At 72.9% G+C, this 17,181-nt stretch carries 10 protein-coding genes; 6 read left to right on the forward strand and 4 right to left on the reverse strand.

Going from position 1 to position 17,181, the window contains the following annotated elements; translation table 11 throughout:
* Positions 1–18 precede the first annotated feature (18 nt).
* A complete protein-coding gene (locus tag NP048_RS04625; RefSeq protein ID WP_227578317.1) occupies positions 19–1,284 on the forward strand; it encodes a hypothetical protein in 1,266 nt (421 codons plus the stop codon).
* Here NP048_RS04625 and NP048_RS04630 read toward each other — a convergent pair.
* From NP048_RS04630 to NP048_RS04645, 4 genes are all read right to left on the reverse strand, one after another.
* Positions 1,248–2,363 carry a glycosyltransferase family 4 protein gene (locus tag NP048_RS04630; RefSeq protein WP_227578318.1) on the reverse strand — a complete coding sequence of 372 codons (1,116 nt, stop codon included), beginning with the start codon at positions 2,361–2,363 and terminating at the stop codon, positions 1,248–1,250. The genes NP048_RS04625 and NP048_RS04630 overlap by 37 nt on opposite strands.
* Positions 2,360–4,057 (reverse strand): tyrosine-protein kinase domain-containing protein, encoded by a 1,698-nt coding sequence (locus tag NP048_RS04635; RefSeq protein WP_256769448.1) that lies wholly within the window; start codon positions 4,055–4,057, stop codon positions 2,360–2,362. Before NP048_RS04635 ends, NP048_RS04630 begins: the two co-directional genes overlap by 4 nt.
* A 216-nt stretch (positions 4,058–4,273) precedes the next feature.
* Entirely contained in the window at positions 4,274–6,589 is a 2,316-nt protein-coding gene (locus tag NP048_RS04640) for a right-handed parallel beta-helix repeat-containing protein (RefSeq protein ID WP_227578320.1), read from the reverse strand.
* An 869-nt stretch (positions 6,590–7,458) separates the two neighbouring features.
* Entirely contained in the window at positions 7,459–8,676 is a 1,218-nt protein-coding gene (locus NP048_RS04645; RefSeq protein ID WP_227578321.1) for a hypothetical protein, read from the reverse strand.
* 268 nt (positions 8,677–8,944) lie between these two features.
* Here NP048_RS04645 and mfd point away from each other — a divergent pair, with 268 nt between their 5' ends.
* The 5 genes from mfd (at position 8,945) to pntB (ending at position 17,144) form a co-directional block, all read left to right on the forward strand.
* Positions 8,945–12,589: a transcription-repair coupling factor gene (gene mfd / locus NP048_RS04650; RefSeq protein ID WP_227578322.1), complete on the forward strand. Its 3,645-nt coding sequence runs from the start codon at positions 8,945–8,947 to the stop codon at positions 12,587–12,589.
* Between the two features lie 97 nt (positions 12,590–12,686).
* Positions 12,687–13,277, forward strand: coding sequence for a SurA N-terminal domain-containing protein (locus tag NP048_RS04655; RefSeq protein ID WP_227578323.1), 591 nt, complete (start codon positions 12,687–12,689; stop codon positions 13,275–13,277).
* 13 nt (positions 13,278–13,290) lie between these two features.
* Entirely contained in the window at positions 13,291–13,986 is a 696-nt protein-coding gene (locus tag NP048_RS04660; protein ID WP_227578324.1) for a nucleoside triphosphate pyrophosphohydrolase, read from the forward strand.
* A 207-nt stretch (positions 13,987–14,193) separates the two neighbouring features.
* The gene (locus tag NP048_RS04665; protein ID WP_227578325.1) at positions 14,194–15,747 is read left to right on the forward strand and encodes a Re/Si-specific NAD(P)(+) transhydrogenase subunit alpha; all 1,554 of its coding nucleotides are present in this window, start codon (positions 14,194–14,196) and stop codon (positions 15,745–15,747) included.
* A 5-nt stretch (positions 15,748–15,752) separates the two neighbouring features.
* On the forward strand, positions 15,753–17,144 hold the full coding sequence (gene pntB / locus NP048_RS04670; protein WP_227578326.1) for a Re/Si-specific NAD(P)(+) transhydrogenase subunit beta: 1,392 nt from the start codon (positions 15,753–15,755) through the stop codon (positions 17,142–17,144).
* The last annotated feature ends 37 nt before the right edge of the window (positions 17,145–17,181 follow it).

Genomic DNA, 17,181 nt, shown 5'->3' on the forward strand with positions numbered 1-17,181 from the left:
GAGAGAGCGGGAGAGCCGATGGAACGCACCGCTGAGGACGCACCGCCTTGGCGGCTCCCGGCTCACCGCGGCCTCGCGGTCGTCGGCACCGTCCTCGTCGGCGCCCGCGTCGACCTCGCGCAGGGTGTGACGATCGGGCTGCTGCTGTGCCTCGCGCTCGCGCCGCTGTGGTGGCGCGCGGCCTGGTCCGTCATCGGCTACCGGTGGCTCGCCACGGCCTCGGTGCTCGCGGTCGTCACCGGGTTCTGGCTCACCGCGCACGCTGCGGCCGACCATCCGACGAACACGACGATCGCGGTCCGCAACAGCCTCCTCGTCGTCGGGCTGCCCGTGTTCGCCGGGTTCCTCGTGTGGGCGTGCCGTCAGGTGGCTCCGCCGTTGCTGACGGCGTGCTTCGGCCTCGCCATGCTGGCGACCGTGTCGGCCGGCGGGGCGTTCGCGGACAACCCCTGGAAGTTCGGCTTCGCGACGCCGGTGACGATCGTCGTCCTGGGGCTGGCGTGGTGGTCGGGGCGGCGGTGGGTGCAGGTGACCGCGGCGCTCGTCATCAGCGCCGTGCATGCCATCAACGACGCGAGATCGGCGTTCGCGATCTTGTTCATCGTCGCCGTGGTCATGCTGTGGGAGGGGCGGCCGTCGACCGGTTCACGGCGGGCGTCGGGTCTGCGTGCCGGGGCGCTCGTCCTCGGACTCGGCATGGGGGTGTACTGGCTCGTCCAGGCGCTCATCCTCGACGGTGCGTTCGGTGAGGCGACCCAGGTGCGCACCCAGGCGCAGATCGACCAGTCCGGCTCCGTCCTGCTCGGCGGCCGGCCGGAGATCGGCGCGTTCCGGTACCTGCTCGCCGACCGACCGATCGGGTTCGGGAGCGGCACGCTCCTGACGAGCGAGGACATCCTCGTGGCGAAGGAGGGGATGGCCTCGGTCGGGTACGAGCCGAACAACGGGTACGTCGAGAACTACATGTTCGGCGGCCAGATCGAGCTGCACTCCGTCGTCGGCAACCTCTGGGCATGGTCAGGTGCGGCAGGCCTGCTCCTCGCCGTGGTGCTCGCGGTGCTCGTCGCGGTACACACCGCACGGGGGATCGGCGCGTCGACGAGTGTCGCCCTCGGCCTCGCCCTCGGCATCCGCTTCTTCTGGGACCTGCTCTTCAGCCCGTTCGCGTCGTCGGCGATGAACCTGGTCCTGCTCCTCGGGCTCGGGTTCGGGGCCTGGTGGGTGGGCGACGACGCCCGCCGGCGCGTTCAGTCACGCGGGGAGCCGGCGAACATCCACTCGTGAGCCGCCTCGCGGCCGTCCTGGGCGGGCAGGGACGCGAGCACGTCGGCGCGGGGCACGGGCTCGAGCAGCGCGTCGAGGAGAGCGGCACCGAGGTCGGCGGACGTCCCCCTCGCCGGGATGACCCGGTGGCCGTGCTCGGCCAGCCACGGTGCGAGTCCCGTCTGGTCCGTCGTCACGACCGTGCATCCGTGCTCGAGCGCCTCGACGATCGGGAGCCCGACCTGCTCGCGCCACGTCGGTGACTCCTGCGACGGCAGGACGAGGACGGCAGCGGCCTGGAGCTCGGCGTGGATCCGCGCCCGCGGCGGGTCGACGACGACGCGGATCCGGTCGTCCTTCTCGGCGAGCGCGCGGACCTGGTCCTCGAGCGCTCCCTTGCCGACGATGGTCAGCGTCGTCCCGGGATGCTGCGCGAGCGTGGGCCATGCGTCGAGCAGCACGGCGAGACCCTTGCGCTCGACGAAGGCGCCGAGGAAGACGATGCCGCTGGGGCGCGTGGCGGGCGGGCAGGAGCAGGCCGTCGGCAGGGCGGGGATGGTGCGCGTCGCCTGGCGGGGGCGCGGAGGACCGTAGAGCACGCGATACGTCTCCTCGGCCTGCGGCGTGCCGAAGACCAGGCGGTCCACCGAGCGCACGACCACGGACGACAGCCGCCACTTGGCGCGGAACGTCATCCGCGCGCGGACCGACCGCGGCCGGTACTCGTTGCGCGGGTCATTGTTGGCGATGGCGTACGCGACGATCCGCGGGACAGGTCGACGTCGCACGACGCGGCGCAGCCGCAGCGCAGCCAGGCACGTCGCGGCACGCACCACGCCCGCGAGGAAGGCAGGCTCGGTGATCTCGAGGACGGCGACGTCCGACCGCCAGAGCAGGCGCGCGGCATCGAGGGTGCTCGTGCGCCGAGCGTCGAGCCGCTCGGCGAGCCGGTCGTCGAAGTCGTACCGCCGCGCTGCGTAGAGCAGGGTGAGCCGCGGGTCGGCGGCCTGCCGCTCGAGGTGGGCGGTCCGGGCCTGGTCGTAGAGCTGGACGTGGGGTCGCAGCGGAGCCCGGGCGCGCCCCGGCGCGTCGACCGTCACCGCTGGCCGCTCGCCCGCACCGCGTCGGGTCCGCTCGTCAGCGCGGCGTCGCCGGGCTCCGCGCCACGCGGCCCGGCCCGGCCGTCGACCTCGGCGGTGGCTGCGGGGCCTCCGGCCTCCGGAGAGGCCACGTCGGCACCGGTGGGTGCCGCCCCGGCGATCGCGTGCTCGGAGGCGGGAGCCCCCGCGTCGGGAGCCCCCGCGTCGGGTGTCGCCGCGTCAGGTGTCACCCCGTCGGGCGCCACCGTGCCGGGCACGGCCGGGGTGGCGCCCGACCCCCGTCCGCGGGGGATGGTCGCGCCGCGTCGTCGTCCGCGGCGCTGCGTCGGCGCCGCTGGATCGGCCTTGCCGTATCGCTTGCCCGTCTCGTCCGGGGCGTTCGTGGCGACCACGCCGAGGCAGGTCGCGCCCACGCGCTCGAGCGCGGCCAGCGCCCCGCGCAGGTGCTGGCGGCGTGTCGAGCGCAGGCGGGTCACGAGAAGGACCCCGTCGCTGCGGCGGGCGACGAGTGCGGCATCGACGACCGGCAGCACCGGTGGGGCGTCGATGACGACGAGGTCGTACGCCTGCGCGGCGTCCTCGAGCAGCCTCTGCATCGCGGGGGAGTCAAGCAGCTGGCTGGGGTTCGGCGGGCGGTCCCCGGCTGTGAGGACGTGGAGGTTCGGCATGCCCCAGGTCTGCACGACGTCGTCGAGGCGGGCACGCCCGATGAGCACGGTCGTGAGGCCGGCGCCGCCCTCGAGGCCGAGCGCATCGGCGATCGCAGGCTTGCGGAGGTCCGCATCAACCAGGAGCACGCGGACACCCTTCTCGGCGACCGCCGACGCGAGGTTCACCGACGTCGACGTCTTCCCCTCGCCCGCCATGGCGGACGTGACGACCACGGTCCGCAGCGGGTGCCCGGTCTCGAGGTACTGGAGGTTCACCTGCAGCCGTCGGAACGCCTCGGCGCGCGGTGTGCCCGGCATGGTCCGGACCGTGGTGTACGCGGTGCGGGCCGACCGGGTGCGGACGATGGTCCCCAGGATCGGCAGCCCACCGACCCGCTCGACGTCGCCGACCGTGCGCAGCCGGGTGTCGCGGACCGTGAGCAGGAGCGCGAGCGCGACGCCGAGCACGGCGCCGGCCGCCATCCCCGACGCGGTCAGGAACCGCGTGTTCGGTTCGAAGGGGACCGCGGGCGCCACAGCAGGGGCGACGAGGGTGAGCTCGATCGCGCTCTGCCCGGTCTCGGTGCGCGGCGAGAGGTCCTGCACGGTGACGGCGAGCTGGCGCGCGACCGCGTTGGAGATCGCCGCTGCGAGGCCCGGATCCGGGTCGGTCGTCGAGATCTCGAGGATGACGGTGTTGAGCGGGTTGTTGGCGGTGACGCGCGAGCTGAGCGCCTTCGCGGTGGTGTCGAGGTCCAGCTCGTCAATGACGGGATCGAGGACGGCCGGCATGCTGGCGAGCCGGCCGAACGACGTCACGGAGTTCTGGACGAACGTCGAGCCCTGGACGAGCTCGTTGGCGGAGTTCGCCTCGTTGACGGAGGCGAAGACGCTCGCGGATGCGCGGTACGCCGGGGTGATCGACTGGGCGTAGGCCCAGGCGAGTGCTCCACCGACGACCGCGAGCACGGCGATGACGAACCACCGCTTGCGCAGGGCCAGCAGGTACTCGTCGAGCTCCATGTGGTGACGCTCCTCACGCACGACCGGCTCCGATCGTCTCACGGCCCATGTGCCACGGCGGGCGGTATGCGCCCGAATGGGTGGCTTTGGGCGGGGTGATATCCGGCACCACCCGAAGACGGTCACATCTCGTGGGCGGTCGGCCGGATGGCGCGCGTCGTCCGGGCCGACAACGTGACGGGGATGGTCGGTGTCCTGTCGGACACCGACCATCCCCGTCACGTCACTGCGGGTGCGTCACTGCTGCGGAGCCTCGAGCGGGCCGAGCCCCGTCCAGCCGTACGTCACCTCCAGCGCCTGGGCGACCTTGTCCGTCACGGCGACGGCGACGCCCTGCGCCGCCGACCTGCCGGTGGCGTTCAGGCGCAGGTCGCTGCCGACGATCGCCGAGCCCTCGACGAGCTTCGAGGACCGGTCGTTGCCGGTGGCGGCACTGAACTCGGAGAGGGTGCTGTACGACCGCAGGTTCGGCCCGTCCGTCCACTGGACGAGGCGGGACGGGTTCGCGGCGCTGGGCCGGTAGTAGAGGTTGCCGGCATAGGCCATCCCGAGGTTTGCGGCCTTCGCCCTCTCCGTGAAGTCGTGCACCTGGATCACCGAGGTGGATCCCGGCGCGGCCACGAGGACGTTGTTGCGCACCGACACGTCGCGCAGCACGTAGGGAACCTCCGGGTTGGTGCTCGTGCGCTCGTCCTGCAGCATGCGGATGGCGTAGACCCGGTTGCCGGTGAACATGTTGTTCGAGACCTCGATGACGCTGGAGTCGAAGATCTTGAGCCCGGACTCGCCGTTGCCGTGCATGTAGTTGCTGGCGACGACGATGTTCTTGCTCAACTCGATCTCGATCCCGTCCCCGCCGTTCTGGGTGAACGTGTTGTGGACGACGCGCGAGTTGCGCATGTCGATGTCGAACCACAGGCCTCGTGTCACGTTCGCCTGGAAGACCGAGTGGTCCACGGTGACGTTGGTGGAGTTGTGCAGCTTCACACCACCGGAGGCCGGCTCCGCCTTGAAGTGCTCGGAGTTGTTCCGCGCGAACAGTGACTGCGTGATCACCATGTCGTCGGTCTTGCTGCCGACGAAACCGAGCAGCCCGTTGTCCGTGACCGTGATGCGGGAGAACTTCGCGCCCTTGGCCCAGGCGTAGACGCCGATGCTCGCGTTGTCGCGGACGACGACGTTCTCCAGCGTGACGTCCGGCACCTCGGCACTCACGACACCCAGCACGGCGGCGTGGTCGCCGTAACGCTGCACGCCGATGCCGCGCAGGGTCGTGCCCGCGCCCTGGATCTGGATCGCCTTCTGGAGGACGCTGGCGCGCACCTCCTTGTTGCTGGGGTCCGTGCCGATGACGAGGCGGTCGGCCGCCCGATCGACGAAGAACGTGCCCGCAGTGACCGCGCCCGCCGAGCCGACCTGGGTCAGCTCGGTGCCGCCGACCCAGACCTGGTCGGGGTGACCGGCCATGGGGTAGGCCGGGTCGATGTAGCGGCTCGACTCGTCCTTGCCGGCGCTCAAGGAGACACGGTTGTCGAACTCGACGTCCCAGCCGCCGACCGACCAGGTGCTGCCTGACCTCTGCCAGCCGGACACGACCCGCGAGCCGTCGAACCACACCGCCTCGTTGGGCGCGGACTGGATGGTCAGAGCGCGGTAGAACGGCACCTGGACGCTCTCGTGGTACGTGCCGGCGTGCAGCACGACCGTCGAGCCGTTGGGCGCCTTCGACAGCGCCGTCGCCGCGCTGCCGTAGGGCGAGGCGGCCGAGCCGTCTCCCTTGCTGTCACCGCGCGGCTCGACGTGTACCGCGTTCGCCGGGACGGCGTACGTGGTCGTGCCCACGGCTGCCGAGCCGTAGGCGGCGGCCGGTGCGGGCGTCGGGACAGGTGCCGCGGTCGCGGTCGGCTTGGGCGTGGGCGACGGCGTCGGAGTCGCCGTCGGCTTCGCCGTGGGCGTCGCGGTGGTGGTCGGTCTCGGCGTGCTCGTCGGCTTCGGCGCGGCGCTGGCCGACGGGGTGGGGGTGGCCGACGGCGTCGTGGTCACGGGCACGAGGGTGCGCGTCAGGAGGTCGTCGAAGCGCAGCGCCATGGCTGCCGTCGAGCCGGACAGGCCACCGCGCACCGACACGGTGCCGGCCTTCGAGATCCGCTTGGAGCTCGAGTCCTCCGTGAGCACCTGCCAGCTGGGAGCGGTCGTGCCGACGGGCCACGCCCGTGCCGCGACGGAGACCGGTGAGCTGCCGGTGACCTGGAGCTCGAACCTGAACGCGGTCGAGGTCGACGTGGCGCGCTGCGGCAGGAGCTTGTCCGCCACGAGCACGACGTCACCCCCGTTGGAGCGCTCGAGCTTGAGGCTGACCTTGTTGTCCTTGCCGAAGCGCAGCGTCCCGCGGTACCCGGTCGTCGAGCCCGATCCGCGCAGCTGGAGCGTGGCGGAGGCCCCGTTGCCGGCCGTCGGCAGCTTGTCGACCGAGACGGTGACCGCCGACCGGGCGTCGGCGACCGAGGTGCCGGAGGCGACGACCTGCCCGGCGCGGCCGGGGGCGAGGGACATCTGGCCACGACCCGAGGCCACCGACGCACCGACGGCGCTGTCCGCCGAGTAGGTCTGGCCGCTCGTCGCGGTCCCCCAACCAGTGGCGACCGTCCGCGAGAAGCTGTCCTGCAGAACCGTCGACCCGAGCTCGTAGCTGGTGGCCGCTGCTGCGCCCTGTCCCGAGGCGACGAGGGTGCTGAGCCCGAACGCCGCCGTGAGACCCAGCGCGACGGTCTGCCTTACGCGGCTTCGGCGAGAACCGGACCGTTCCGGACGGCTCCGCGAGCGGTCGGGACGTCGGGCACGACGCCCAGTGGGCAGCGAGTGTGCGGCCATGGGGGGCCTCCGGGGAAAGGAGAGACTGTCCTGGGAGCCGATCGGGTGAACGACGCGTTGAGCCTCTTGGCCTACTGGTCCGTGAGTGTTCCACAGGCCTTGAGGCGCTCCGCAAGGTCTCGGACCGCCCACTGATCCCGGTCCGGAGGGTGCGAGAGGCTCGTCGAGCGGGGTCGCCGCAGTCGACGGCGTGCGCCCGAAGGGGCCCCCTCGTCGGGTCCGGGCTCACTCCCGCGGGTGGTGCCGGTCACGTGCGATTGCGCAGGTCATCCGGCGTCCTGTGACCAGCAGCCGCCACCGGGGCCGCCGCTCCCGGCCGAAGTGCCCGGGTTCTGTACGTCTGTCCATTTCAGCGAGGGGCCGAAGGCGGACAGATGTCCACGTCCCACATGTTGGACGTCAGAACGTGACCTATGTCACATAAGGACAGACGGCGCGATGTGGGACAACGAGGGATCACTCGTACGGGTGAAGAAAGTCCCCGGCCCGCGTCGGTGCCTTCCCGGCGGTCCGCCTCGCCCCCGTGCCGGACAGGCGGCCGCCCCGGTCCCTCACGGGATCACGTACTGCGAGGCGTACGCCCACGCGACCAGAGCCTGAGTCACCAGCAGGACGCCGCACAGCGCGACCACGGCGCGTTCCCGGAGTGCTTGGACCACCAGCCAGACGAGCGGGAACGCCGCCAGCAGGAACCGCGGCCGTGGGCCGACCCCGCTGTACGCGAGCATCTGGGCGAGCAGCACGAGCGTGTACGTCGCCGGTACCGCGGGGATGCGCGCACCGCGCCACACCGCCCAGGCCGCCAGCGCCAGCCAGAAGAAACCGGCCCACATCACGAGGTAGGTGTGGTCGTGCACCAGCTCGGAGAACCCCGTGACGATGTAGGCGAACTCGATCCCGAAGTCGAGCCCCTGGTGCCAGAAGCGCTCCTGGACGACGAACCACGCGTCCGGTCGCCCGGTGTGCCACCACAGGAACCCCCAGTACCCCAGCACGCCGAGAGGGGCGAGGGCGGGTGCCACCAGGCTCCGCACGTCGCGGTCGCGGCGCAGTGCCAGGAACGACGCGACGGCCGCGGCGGCGACCAGCCCGAGCGCGTTCGGACGCGTTGCCGTGGCCGCCATGGCGACGAGCCCGGCGGACGTCCAGCGGTGGCGTGCGAGCAGCAGCAGGCAGGACGCGGCGAGCACGACGAGCAGCGGGTCCGACATGAACAGGGAGAACGTCGCCGACCCGGGCATGGCGACGACCACGAGCGCGGCGAGGAACGCTGTGCGTGCGGGGAGGACGGCGCGGCCGGCGGCGTGGACCGCGAGGACGGCGACGCCACCGAGCAGCGTGTTGAGGACGACGCCGGTGGCGACCACCGGGGCGCCCGTGACGTCGGAGAGCCCTCGGACCAGCATCGGGAACAGGGGGAAGAAGGCGGCCGTGGCCAGGTGCCCCTGACCTGGCTCGGGGATGAACCCGGGGTAGCCGTGCTCGACGATCGCGACGTAGAAGGGCCCGTCCCAGGGCGCGAACGCGCGGGACCAGTCGAGGCCCTGCTGGCGGCGTGCGACCTCGACCGCGCCGAGCACCACCACCCGCGACAGGAGGTACGCGATGAGGATGAGCGCGCTGGTCCGGAGGCGCTCGCGGCGTGCGTGCGGGGCGTCGCCGTGGGGCGCCGCGGGCGCACGGACGACGGTGCCGCCCTCGGGCGGGTCGTCGGTGGGTGCGCCGCCCGCCGTCACGAGGCGCGCCCGTCTCAGCAGCTGCGTGAACATCGTCCCCCTGGCGTGCGCGACGGGGGCGGCGACGTGCTGGCGCGGCGCTGCGCGACGGAGACCCGCATCGCCCACCCCCCCGGTCAGGACGAAACCGGGGCAACCCGGTCGATCCACACTGGCAGCGGGCGGCCGCCGCGCCCACACCCGCGGCGGGTGAAACGCGCGCGCCGCGGTCGACATCCCGCGGCTCCGTAGAATGGGTGCGCTTTCCGGATCACCCCCCGGCCCCTCGGGAGGGTGGCGATCATGCTGCCCGAAGGACCCCATGGACCTCACCGGCCTCCTGCCCGCCCTCCTCGCCGACCCCGCCGCTGCCGAGGCGGTCGCATCCGTGCGCGCGCGGGGCGAGCTCGACGTCGTCGGTCCTGCCGGCGTCCGCCCCCCGCTCCTGGCGGCGCTCGCCGGCGCGCACCCGACGGTGCAGGACGGCGCCGCGGGGACCGGCCGCCCGCTCGTCGTCGTCACCGCCACGGGCCGCGACGCCGACGAGCTCGCGTCCGCGCTGCGGTGCTACCTGCCCGACGACGACGTCGCCGTGCTGCCGAGCTGGGAGACCCTGCCGCACGAGCGGCTGAGCCCGCGCTCGGACACGGTCGCGCGCCGGCTGGCCGTCTTCCGCCGCCTGGCGCACCCGGACCCGGAGCACGGCCCGTCCGGCCCGGTGCGGGTCCTCGTCATGCCCGTGCGCGCGCTGCTCCAGCCGGTCGTCGAGGGGCTGGGAGAGCTCGTCCCGGTCGAGGTGCACGCCGGTGACACGGTGGACCTCGAGGACCTCTCCCAGCGGCTGGTCGACGCGGCGTACACCCGTGTCGACATGGTCGAGCGGCGTGGGGAGTTCGCCGTGCGTGGCGGCATCCTCGACGTCTTCCCGCCGATCGAGGACCACCCGCTGCGCATCGAGCTGTGGGGCGAGGACGTCGAGGAGATCCGCTGGTTCTCCGTCGCCGACCAGCGCAGCCTCGAGGTCGCCGACCAGGGCCTGTGGGCGCCGCCGTGCCGGGAGATCCTGCTGACGGACGCGGTCCGCGCGCGGGCCGCGTCGCTGCGCGAGCAGCTGCCCGGGGCGCTGGACATGCTGGACCGGCTGGCCGAGGGCATCGCGGTCGAGGGGATGGAGTCGCTCGCGCCCGTGCTGGTCGAGCGCATGGTGCCGGTGCTGGACCTCGTGCCCGACGAGTCCCTGCTGGTGGTCGTCGACCCCGAGCGCGTGCGCCGCCGCGCGCACGACCTGGTCGCGACCACCCACGAGTTCCTCGAGGCGGCGTGGACGTCGGCCGCGGCCGGTGCCGCCGTCCCGCTCGACCTGTCCGCCGCGTCGTTCGCCTCCTTCGCGGAGGTCCGGGCGCTGGCGGCCGTCCGGTCCCTCGGCTGGTGGACGCTGTCGGGCTTCACGCTCGACGCCGACGCCGTGACGGGCGAGCAGACGCCGACGGGCGACGGCCCGGCCGCCGCGTCGGACGTGCGCACCCTGGTCGTCGCCGCGCGCGAGGTCGAGCGGTACCGCGGGGAGGTGGCCCGTGCCGTCGAGGACGTGCACCGGCTGCAGCAGCAGGGCTGGCGGCTCGTGCTCGCGACCGAAGGACACGGCCCGGCCCAGCGGATGGTCGAGCAGCTGCGCGCGGCGGACGTGCCCGCGCGGCTCGTCGCGACGGTGGACGACGAGCCGGAGGGCGGCGTCGTGCTCGTCGTCCCCGCACCCGTCGGGCCCGGCTTCGTCCACGAGGCCCTGCACCTCGCCGTGTTCAGCGAGGCCGACCTCACGGGCCGGGCGGGGTCGAGCACGCGTGACATGCGGCGGATGCCGAGCCGGCGGCGCAACGTCGTCGACCCCCTGCAGCTGCGGCCCGGTGACTTCGTCGTCCACGAGCAGCACGGTGTGGGGCGGTTCGTCGAGCTCGTGCAGCGCACGATCGGCTCCGGGGCGTCGGCCGCCACGCGCGAGTACCTGGTGGTCGAGTACGCGAGCTCGAAGAGGGGCCAGCCCGGCGACCGGCTCTACGTGCCGACCGACCAGCTCGACCAGGTCACCAAGTACGTCGGCGGCGAGGCTCCCACGCTCAACCGCATGGGCGGCTCGGACTGGCAGAAGACGAAGGGCCGCGCCCGCAAGGCGGTCAAGGAGATCGCCGCCGAGCTGATCCGCCTGTACTCGGCGCGCATGGCGACCCCCGGCCACGCGTTCGCGCCGGACACCCCGTGGCAGCGTGAGCTCGAGGACGCGTTCGCGTACGTCGAGACCCCCGACCAGCTCGCGACGATCGACGAGGTCAAGGCCGACATGGAGAAGACGGTCCCCATGGACCGGCTGGTCTGCGGCGACGTCGGCTACGGCAAGACCGAGATCGCGGTGCGGGCGGCGTTCAAGGCCGTGCAGGACGGCAAGCAGGTGGCGGTGCTCGTGCCGACCACGCTGCTGGTGCAGCAGCACCTCGACACGTTCGCGGAGCGCTACGCGCCGTACCCGGTGAACGTGAAGGCGCTGTCGCGCTTCCAGACGGCCAAGGAGTCGACGGAGGTCGTCGAAGGGCTCGCCGACGGGTCGGTCGACGTGGTCATCGGCACCCACCGCCTCATCACCGGCAGCATCCGGTTCAAGGACCTGGGCCTGGTCATCATCGACGAGGAGCAGCGCTTCGGCGTCGAGCACAAGGAGACGCTCAAGGCGCTGCGCACCAACGTCGACGTGCTCGCGATGAGCGCGACGCCGATCCCGCGGACGCTCGAGATGGCCGTGACCGGGATCCGGGAGATGTCGACGCTCGCGACCCCGCCGGAGGAGCGGCACCCCGTCCTGACGTTCGTCGGCCCGTACGACGAGAAGCAGATCTCGGCGGCGATCCGCCGTGAGCTGCTGCGCGAGGGGCAGGTGTTCTTCGTCCACAACAAGGTCGACTCGATCGAGCGCACCGCGTCGCGGCTGAACGAGCTCGTCCCCGAGGCCCGGATCGCGGTGGCCCACGGGAAGATGGGTGAGCACCGCCTCGAGCAGGTCATCGTCGACTTCTGGGAGAAGAAGTTCGACGTGCTGGTCTGCACGACGATCGTCGAGACGGGCCTGGACATCTCCAACGCCAACACCCTGATCCTCGAGCGTGCCGACCGGCTGGGGCTCTCCCAGCTGCACCAGCTGCGCGGGCGGGTGGGCCGTGGGCGCGAGCGCGCGTACGCGTACTTCCTGTACCCGCCGGAGGTGCCGCTCACGGAGACCGCGCACGACCGGCTGCAGACGATCGCCGCCCACACCGACCTGGGCGCCGGCATGGCCGTGGCCATGAAGGACCTCGAGATCCGCGGTGCGGGCAACCTGCTCGGCGGCGAGCAGTCGGGGCACATCGAGGGCGTCGGGTTCGACCTGTACGTGCGGATGGTCGGGGAGGCCGTGGCGTCGTTCCGCGGGGAGCAGACCGAGGAGCAGCCCGACGTCACGATCGAGCTGCCGGTGGACGCGCACGTCCCGCACGACTACATCGCGCACGAGCGGCTGCGCCTGGAGGCGTACCGCAAGATCGCGGCGGCGACCGACGACGCGATGCTGCGCGAGGTCCACGCCGAGCTGGTGGACCGCTACGGGCCCGTGCCGGCCGCGGTCGACAACCTTTTCGAGGTGGCGCAGTTCCGCCTGCACGCCCGGTCCGCGGGCCTGGCGGACGTCACGGCGCAGGGCCGGTTCGTGCGCTTCGCGCCGGTGTCGCTGCCGGAGTCGGCGCAGCTGCGGCTGAAGCGGCTGTACCCCGGCTCGGTCCTCAAGCCGGCGGTCCGCACGGTGCTCGTGCCGTTCCCGACGACGGCCCGCGTCGGCGGCAAGCCGCTGCACGGGCGCGAGGTGATGACGTGGGCGCGGCAGTTCATCGACGCGATCGTGCGCGGCGACGTGTCGGCGGCGGCCGCGGCGGGCACGGCGGCACGGTGACGCCCTCGTCGCACGGGGTGGGGCGGCGTGCCGGGGAGCGCCGGACCAGGGCCTACGATGGCGGCCGAGTCCAACGGAACGTGAGCGGGAGGCCCTGGTGACGGTGCGACGGACGCGAGGACGCGGACGGGTGGTGGCGGCGGTGGTCGCGGCGGGCGGTCTGCTCGTGGGGTGCTCGGGGCAGCCGGGTGCGGCGGCGGTCGTCGACGGACGCACGATCACGACGGCCGAGCTGGCGACCGCGCAGGAGGAGCTCGCGCCGATCTTCGCGGGGGCCCGTACGCAGGACGTCCTCGGGGTCATGATCACCGAGCCGATCGCCCTCGAGGTGGCGGCCGACGAGGGCGTCGGGGTCAACGACGAGCAGGCACGCGAGCTGCTGCGCACCGTCGCGGTGCAGGCGCTGGGCGAGGAGGAGGGCTCCGCGCGGGAGTTCGGGCCGGGCGCGCTCGCCGTGGCGCGGTACTCGCTCGCGATCGCCGCGCTGCAGGACCTGCCCACGGCGCAGGCCGCTGCCGACGAGTACCAGGAGCGCGTGGCCGCCGCCGACATCGAGGTCAACCCGCGGTTCGGCGAGTTCACCGACGACCTGCTCGTCGCGCCGCCCACGACACCGTCCTGGGTGGTCCCCGAGGGTGGCCGCAACGCTCCCGCGGAGGGTGCGACGCCCGCGCCCGCGCCCCGGTGACACCCTGACCGACGTGACGACGCCCGGTCCGGGCGAGGTCCCGCTCACCGCGCGGCAGGCGGCCGCGCTCGCGCGTGCCGTCGCCGTGCTGGACCGGCTGCGGTCGCCCGGGGGCTGCCCCTGGTACGCGCTGCAGACGCACGCGTCGCTCCTGCCCTACGCGGTCGAGGAGGCGCACGAGCTCGTCGAGGCGGTCGAGGCCGGCGACCGCGCCGGGTTGCGCGAGGAGCTCGGGGACGTCCTGCTCCAGGTCCTGTTCCACGCGCGGGTGGCCGCCGAGGACGAGGACGACCCGTTCGACGTGGCCGACGTGGCCGACGCGCTCGTCGCCAAGCTGGTGCGCCGCAACCCGCACGTCTTCGACGCCGACGGCGACGGGGAGATCGACGTCGCTGCCGTGCTGGAGCGCTGGGAACGGCTCAAGCGGGCCGAGAAGCCGGCGCGGACGTCGGCGCTCGACGGCGTCCCGGCCACGATGGGTGCGCTCGCGCGCGCACAGAAGCTCGTCGCGCGGGCCGACCAGGCAGGGCTGCTCGCCGCAGCCCCACCCCCGACGGCCCCGGTCGGCGACGCGGTGACCGAGGTGGCCCTGGGCGACGCGCTGCTGGGGCTCGTCGCCGCGGCCCACCGCGCGGGCGTCGACGCCGAGGCCGCACTGCGCCGTGCGACCGCGACGTGGGAGTCCGTGGCCCGCCGGGCCGAGGGCTGACAGCGGCCACCTCGGACGTCGGAGACCGGGCTCGTCTCGAAGGGTGGGACGCGAGGGCTCGGACCGGGGACTCACCTGCCCGTGCGGCCCGGGAGAATGCACCTGTGGGGGTCGAAGGTCCGACCCAGCCGCGATCGCGTCCGGTGAGGATTGACCCCGCGAGCAGGACCCACGTCCCGCTCACCGTCCCGTCGAAGGAGAGCACGCATGAGGATCGGCGTCCCGCGCGAGCAGCGCCCGGGAGAGCGGCTCGTCGCCGCGACGCCCAAGACCGTCGCCAAGCTCCGTGACCTGGGGTACGAGGTCCTCGTCGAACGTGACGCGGGCGTCGCCGCGACGTTCACCGACGAGGCCTACGCCGCCGCGGGGGCCACGCTCGCCGAGCGGGCGGACGTGCTGGCGTGCGACGTCGTCACCGCGGTGCACCTGCCGTCGGACGTCGACGCGATGCGCCCCGGCGCGACGCTCGTCGCGACCATGGCGCCCTTCGCCGACCCCGACCTGGCGGCACGCCTGGCCGGTCACGGGATCACGGCACTCGCGCTCGACGCGGTCCCGCGCATCTCCCGCGCGCAGGCGCTCGACGTGCTGTCGACGCTGTCGAACGTCGCGGGCTACCGCGCCGTGATCGAGGCGGCCGAGGAGTTCGGCGGGATGTTCACCGGTCAGGTGACCGCCGCCGGCAAGACCCCGCCCGCCAACGTCTTCGTCATCGGCGCGGGCGTCGCCGGGCTCGCCGCGCTCGGCACCGCCAGCAGCCTCGGCGCTCAGGTGCGGGCGTTCGACGTCCGACCCGAGGTCGGCGAGCAGATCGAGTCCATGGGGGCGACCTTCGTCCAGGCGGAGGGTGCCAACCAGGAGGTCTCGACGGACGGCTACGCCCGCGAGCTCACGGCGGAGCAGGAGCAGCTGACGGCCGCGATGTACGCCGAGCAGACCGCCTGGGCGAACGTCGTCGTCACCACCGCCCTCGTGCGGGGCCAGGCGCCGCGCACGATCACCAAGGACATGGTCGAGGCCATGACCCCCGGCTCGGTGATCGTCGACCTCGCCGCGTCCGGCGGCGGCAACTGCGAGCTCACCGTCCCCGGGGAGCGCGTCGTGTCCGACAACGGCGTCATCATCCTCGGCTACACGGACCTGCCGAGCCGCATGCCGCAGCACACGTCGCAGCTGTTCGGCACCAACATCGTGCACCTGCTGGCGCTGCTCACCCCGGGCAAGGACGGCCAGGTCGTGCTCGACCTCGAGGACCCGGTGCAGCGGGGGATGACCGTCACCACGGGCGGCGACGTCACGTGGCCGCCGCCGCCGGTCGCGGTGTCCGCCGCCGCGCCCGTCGCGACGGCGCCCGTCGAGACGCCGGAGGAGCTGGCCGCGAAGAAGGCCGCGGCCGCCGAGGCCGCCGCGCGCAGGTCCCGCCGCAACGGGGTCCTCGCAGTGCTCGGGGCCGTGCTCACGGTCCTGGCGCTGACGGCCGCCCCGGCGTCGTTCCTGCTGCACGCGACGGTCTTCGCGCTCGCCGTGGTGGTCGGGTACTACGTGATCTCCAACGTCAGCCACTCGCTGCACACCCCGCTCATGGCGACCACCAACGCCATCAGCGGGATCATCCTGGTCGGCGCGCTGCTGCAGATCGGCAACGCGAGCTGGGTCGTCAGCACCCTGGCGTTCGTCGCCGCGACCGTCGCGGCGATTAACATCTTCGGCGGGTTCCTCGTCGCGTTCCGCATGATCCACATGTTCCGGAAGGAGGCGTGACGGGCGTGCTCACGTCACTGGCCCAGGCCGTCTACCTGATCGCGGCGATCCTCTTCGTGCTCTCCCTCGCAGGGCTGAGCAAGCAGGAGACCGCACGTCGCGGCAACCTCTACGGCATCGCGGGCATGGTCCTCGCGCTGCTCGCCACGGTCGCGCTCGCGGCCGACCTCTCCGAGCGGTCCGTCCCCGTGACGCTGCTGCTCATCGCGATGGCGCTCGCCCTGGGGGCCGGCATCGGCATCTGGCGGGCGCGCAGCGTCGAGATGACGCAGATGCCCGAGATGATCGCGATCCTGCACTCGTTCGTCGGGCTCGCCGCGGTGCTCGTCGGGTTCAACTCGTTCCTCACCGAGGAGCCGGACGCCCTGCACCTGGTCGAGGTGTTCCTCGGCGTGCTCATCGGTGCGGTCACGTTCACCGGCTCGATCGTCGCGTTCCTCAAGCTGTCGGCGCGCATCAAGAGCGCCCCGCTCATGCTGCCCGGCCGCAACTGGCTGAACCTGGGGGCGCTCGTCGCCTCGGCGGGGCTCATGGCGTGGTTCATCGACAGCCACGCGCTGCTGCCGCTCGCGCTGATGACGGTCGTCGCGCTCGCGCTCGGCTGGCACCTGGTCGCGTCGATCGGCGGCGGCGACATGCCGGTCGTCGTGTCCATGCTGAACTCGTACTCGGGCTGGGCGGCGGCCGCGGCCGGCTTCATGCTGAGCAACGACCTGCTCATCATCGTCGGCGCGCTCGTCGGGTCCTCCGGCGCGATCCTGTCCTTCATCATGTGCAAGGCCATGAACCGGTCGTTCGTGTCGGTGATCCTCGGCGGGTTCGGGGCCGAGGGCGGCAAGGTCGCGGCCGGTGACCACGACTACGGCGAGCACCGCGAGATCAGCGCGGTCGAGGTGGCCGACCTGCTGCGCGACGCGAGCCGCGTCGTCATCGCCCCGGGCTACGGGATGGCCGTCGCCAAGGCGCAGTACCCCGTCGCGGACCTGGTCTCCAAGCTGCGCGGCCAGGGCGTCGACGTGCGGTTCGCCGTGCACCCCGTCGCGGGGCGGCTGCCCGGGCACATGAACGTGCTGCTCGCCGAGGCCAAGGTGCCGTACGACATCGTCTTCGAGATGGACGAGATCAACGACGACTTCGCGGACACGGACGTCGTGCTCGTCATCGGCGCGAACGACACCGTGAACCCCTCCGCGCTCGACGACCCGTCGTCGCCCATCGCCGGCATGCCGGTGCTCGAGGTGTGGAAGGCCAAGCAGGTGATCGTGTTCAAGCGGTCCATGGCCACGGGCTACGCCGGTGTGCAGAACCCGCTGTTCTTCCGGGAGAACACGGCCATGCTGTTCGGTGACGCCAAGGACCAGGTCGAGCAGATCGTCGCGCCGCTGGCAGTGGGCTGACCAGGGCGGAGACGCGCGGACGAGGGCGCGGGAGCAG

It is taken from the genome of Cellulomonas xiejunii (assembly GCF_024508315.1).
GTDB lineage: Bacteria > Actinomycetota > Actinomycetes > Actinomycetales > Cellulomonadaceae > Cellulomonas > Cellulomonas xiejunii.

Excerpts from the sequence above, each read along its gene's own strand:
- NP048_RS04625 (WP_227578317.1), top strand. The coding sequence starts at position 19 with ATGGAACGCACCGCTGAGGACGCACCGCCTTGGCGGCTCCCGGCTCAC.
- NP048_RS04640 (WP_227578320.1), bottom strand. The coding sequence starts at position 6,589 with ATGTCCCTCGCCCCCGGCCGCGCCGGGCAGGTCGTCGCCTCCGGCACC.
- NP048_RS04645 (WP_227578321.1), bottom strand. The coding sequence starts at position 8,676 with ATGTTCACGCAGCTGCTGAGACGGGCGCGCCTCGTGACGGCGGGCGGC.
- mfd (WP_227578322.1), top strand. The coding sequence starts at position 8,945 with ATGGACCTCACCGGCCTCCTGCCCGCCCTCCTCGCCGACCCCGCCGCT.
- NP048_RS04665 (WP_227578325.1), top strand. The coding sequence starts at position 14,194 with ATGAGGATCGGCGTCCCGCGCGAGCAGCGCCCGGGAGAGCGGCTCGTC.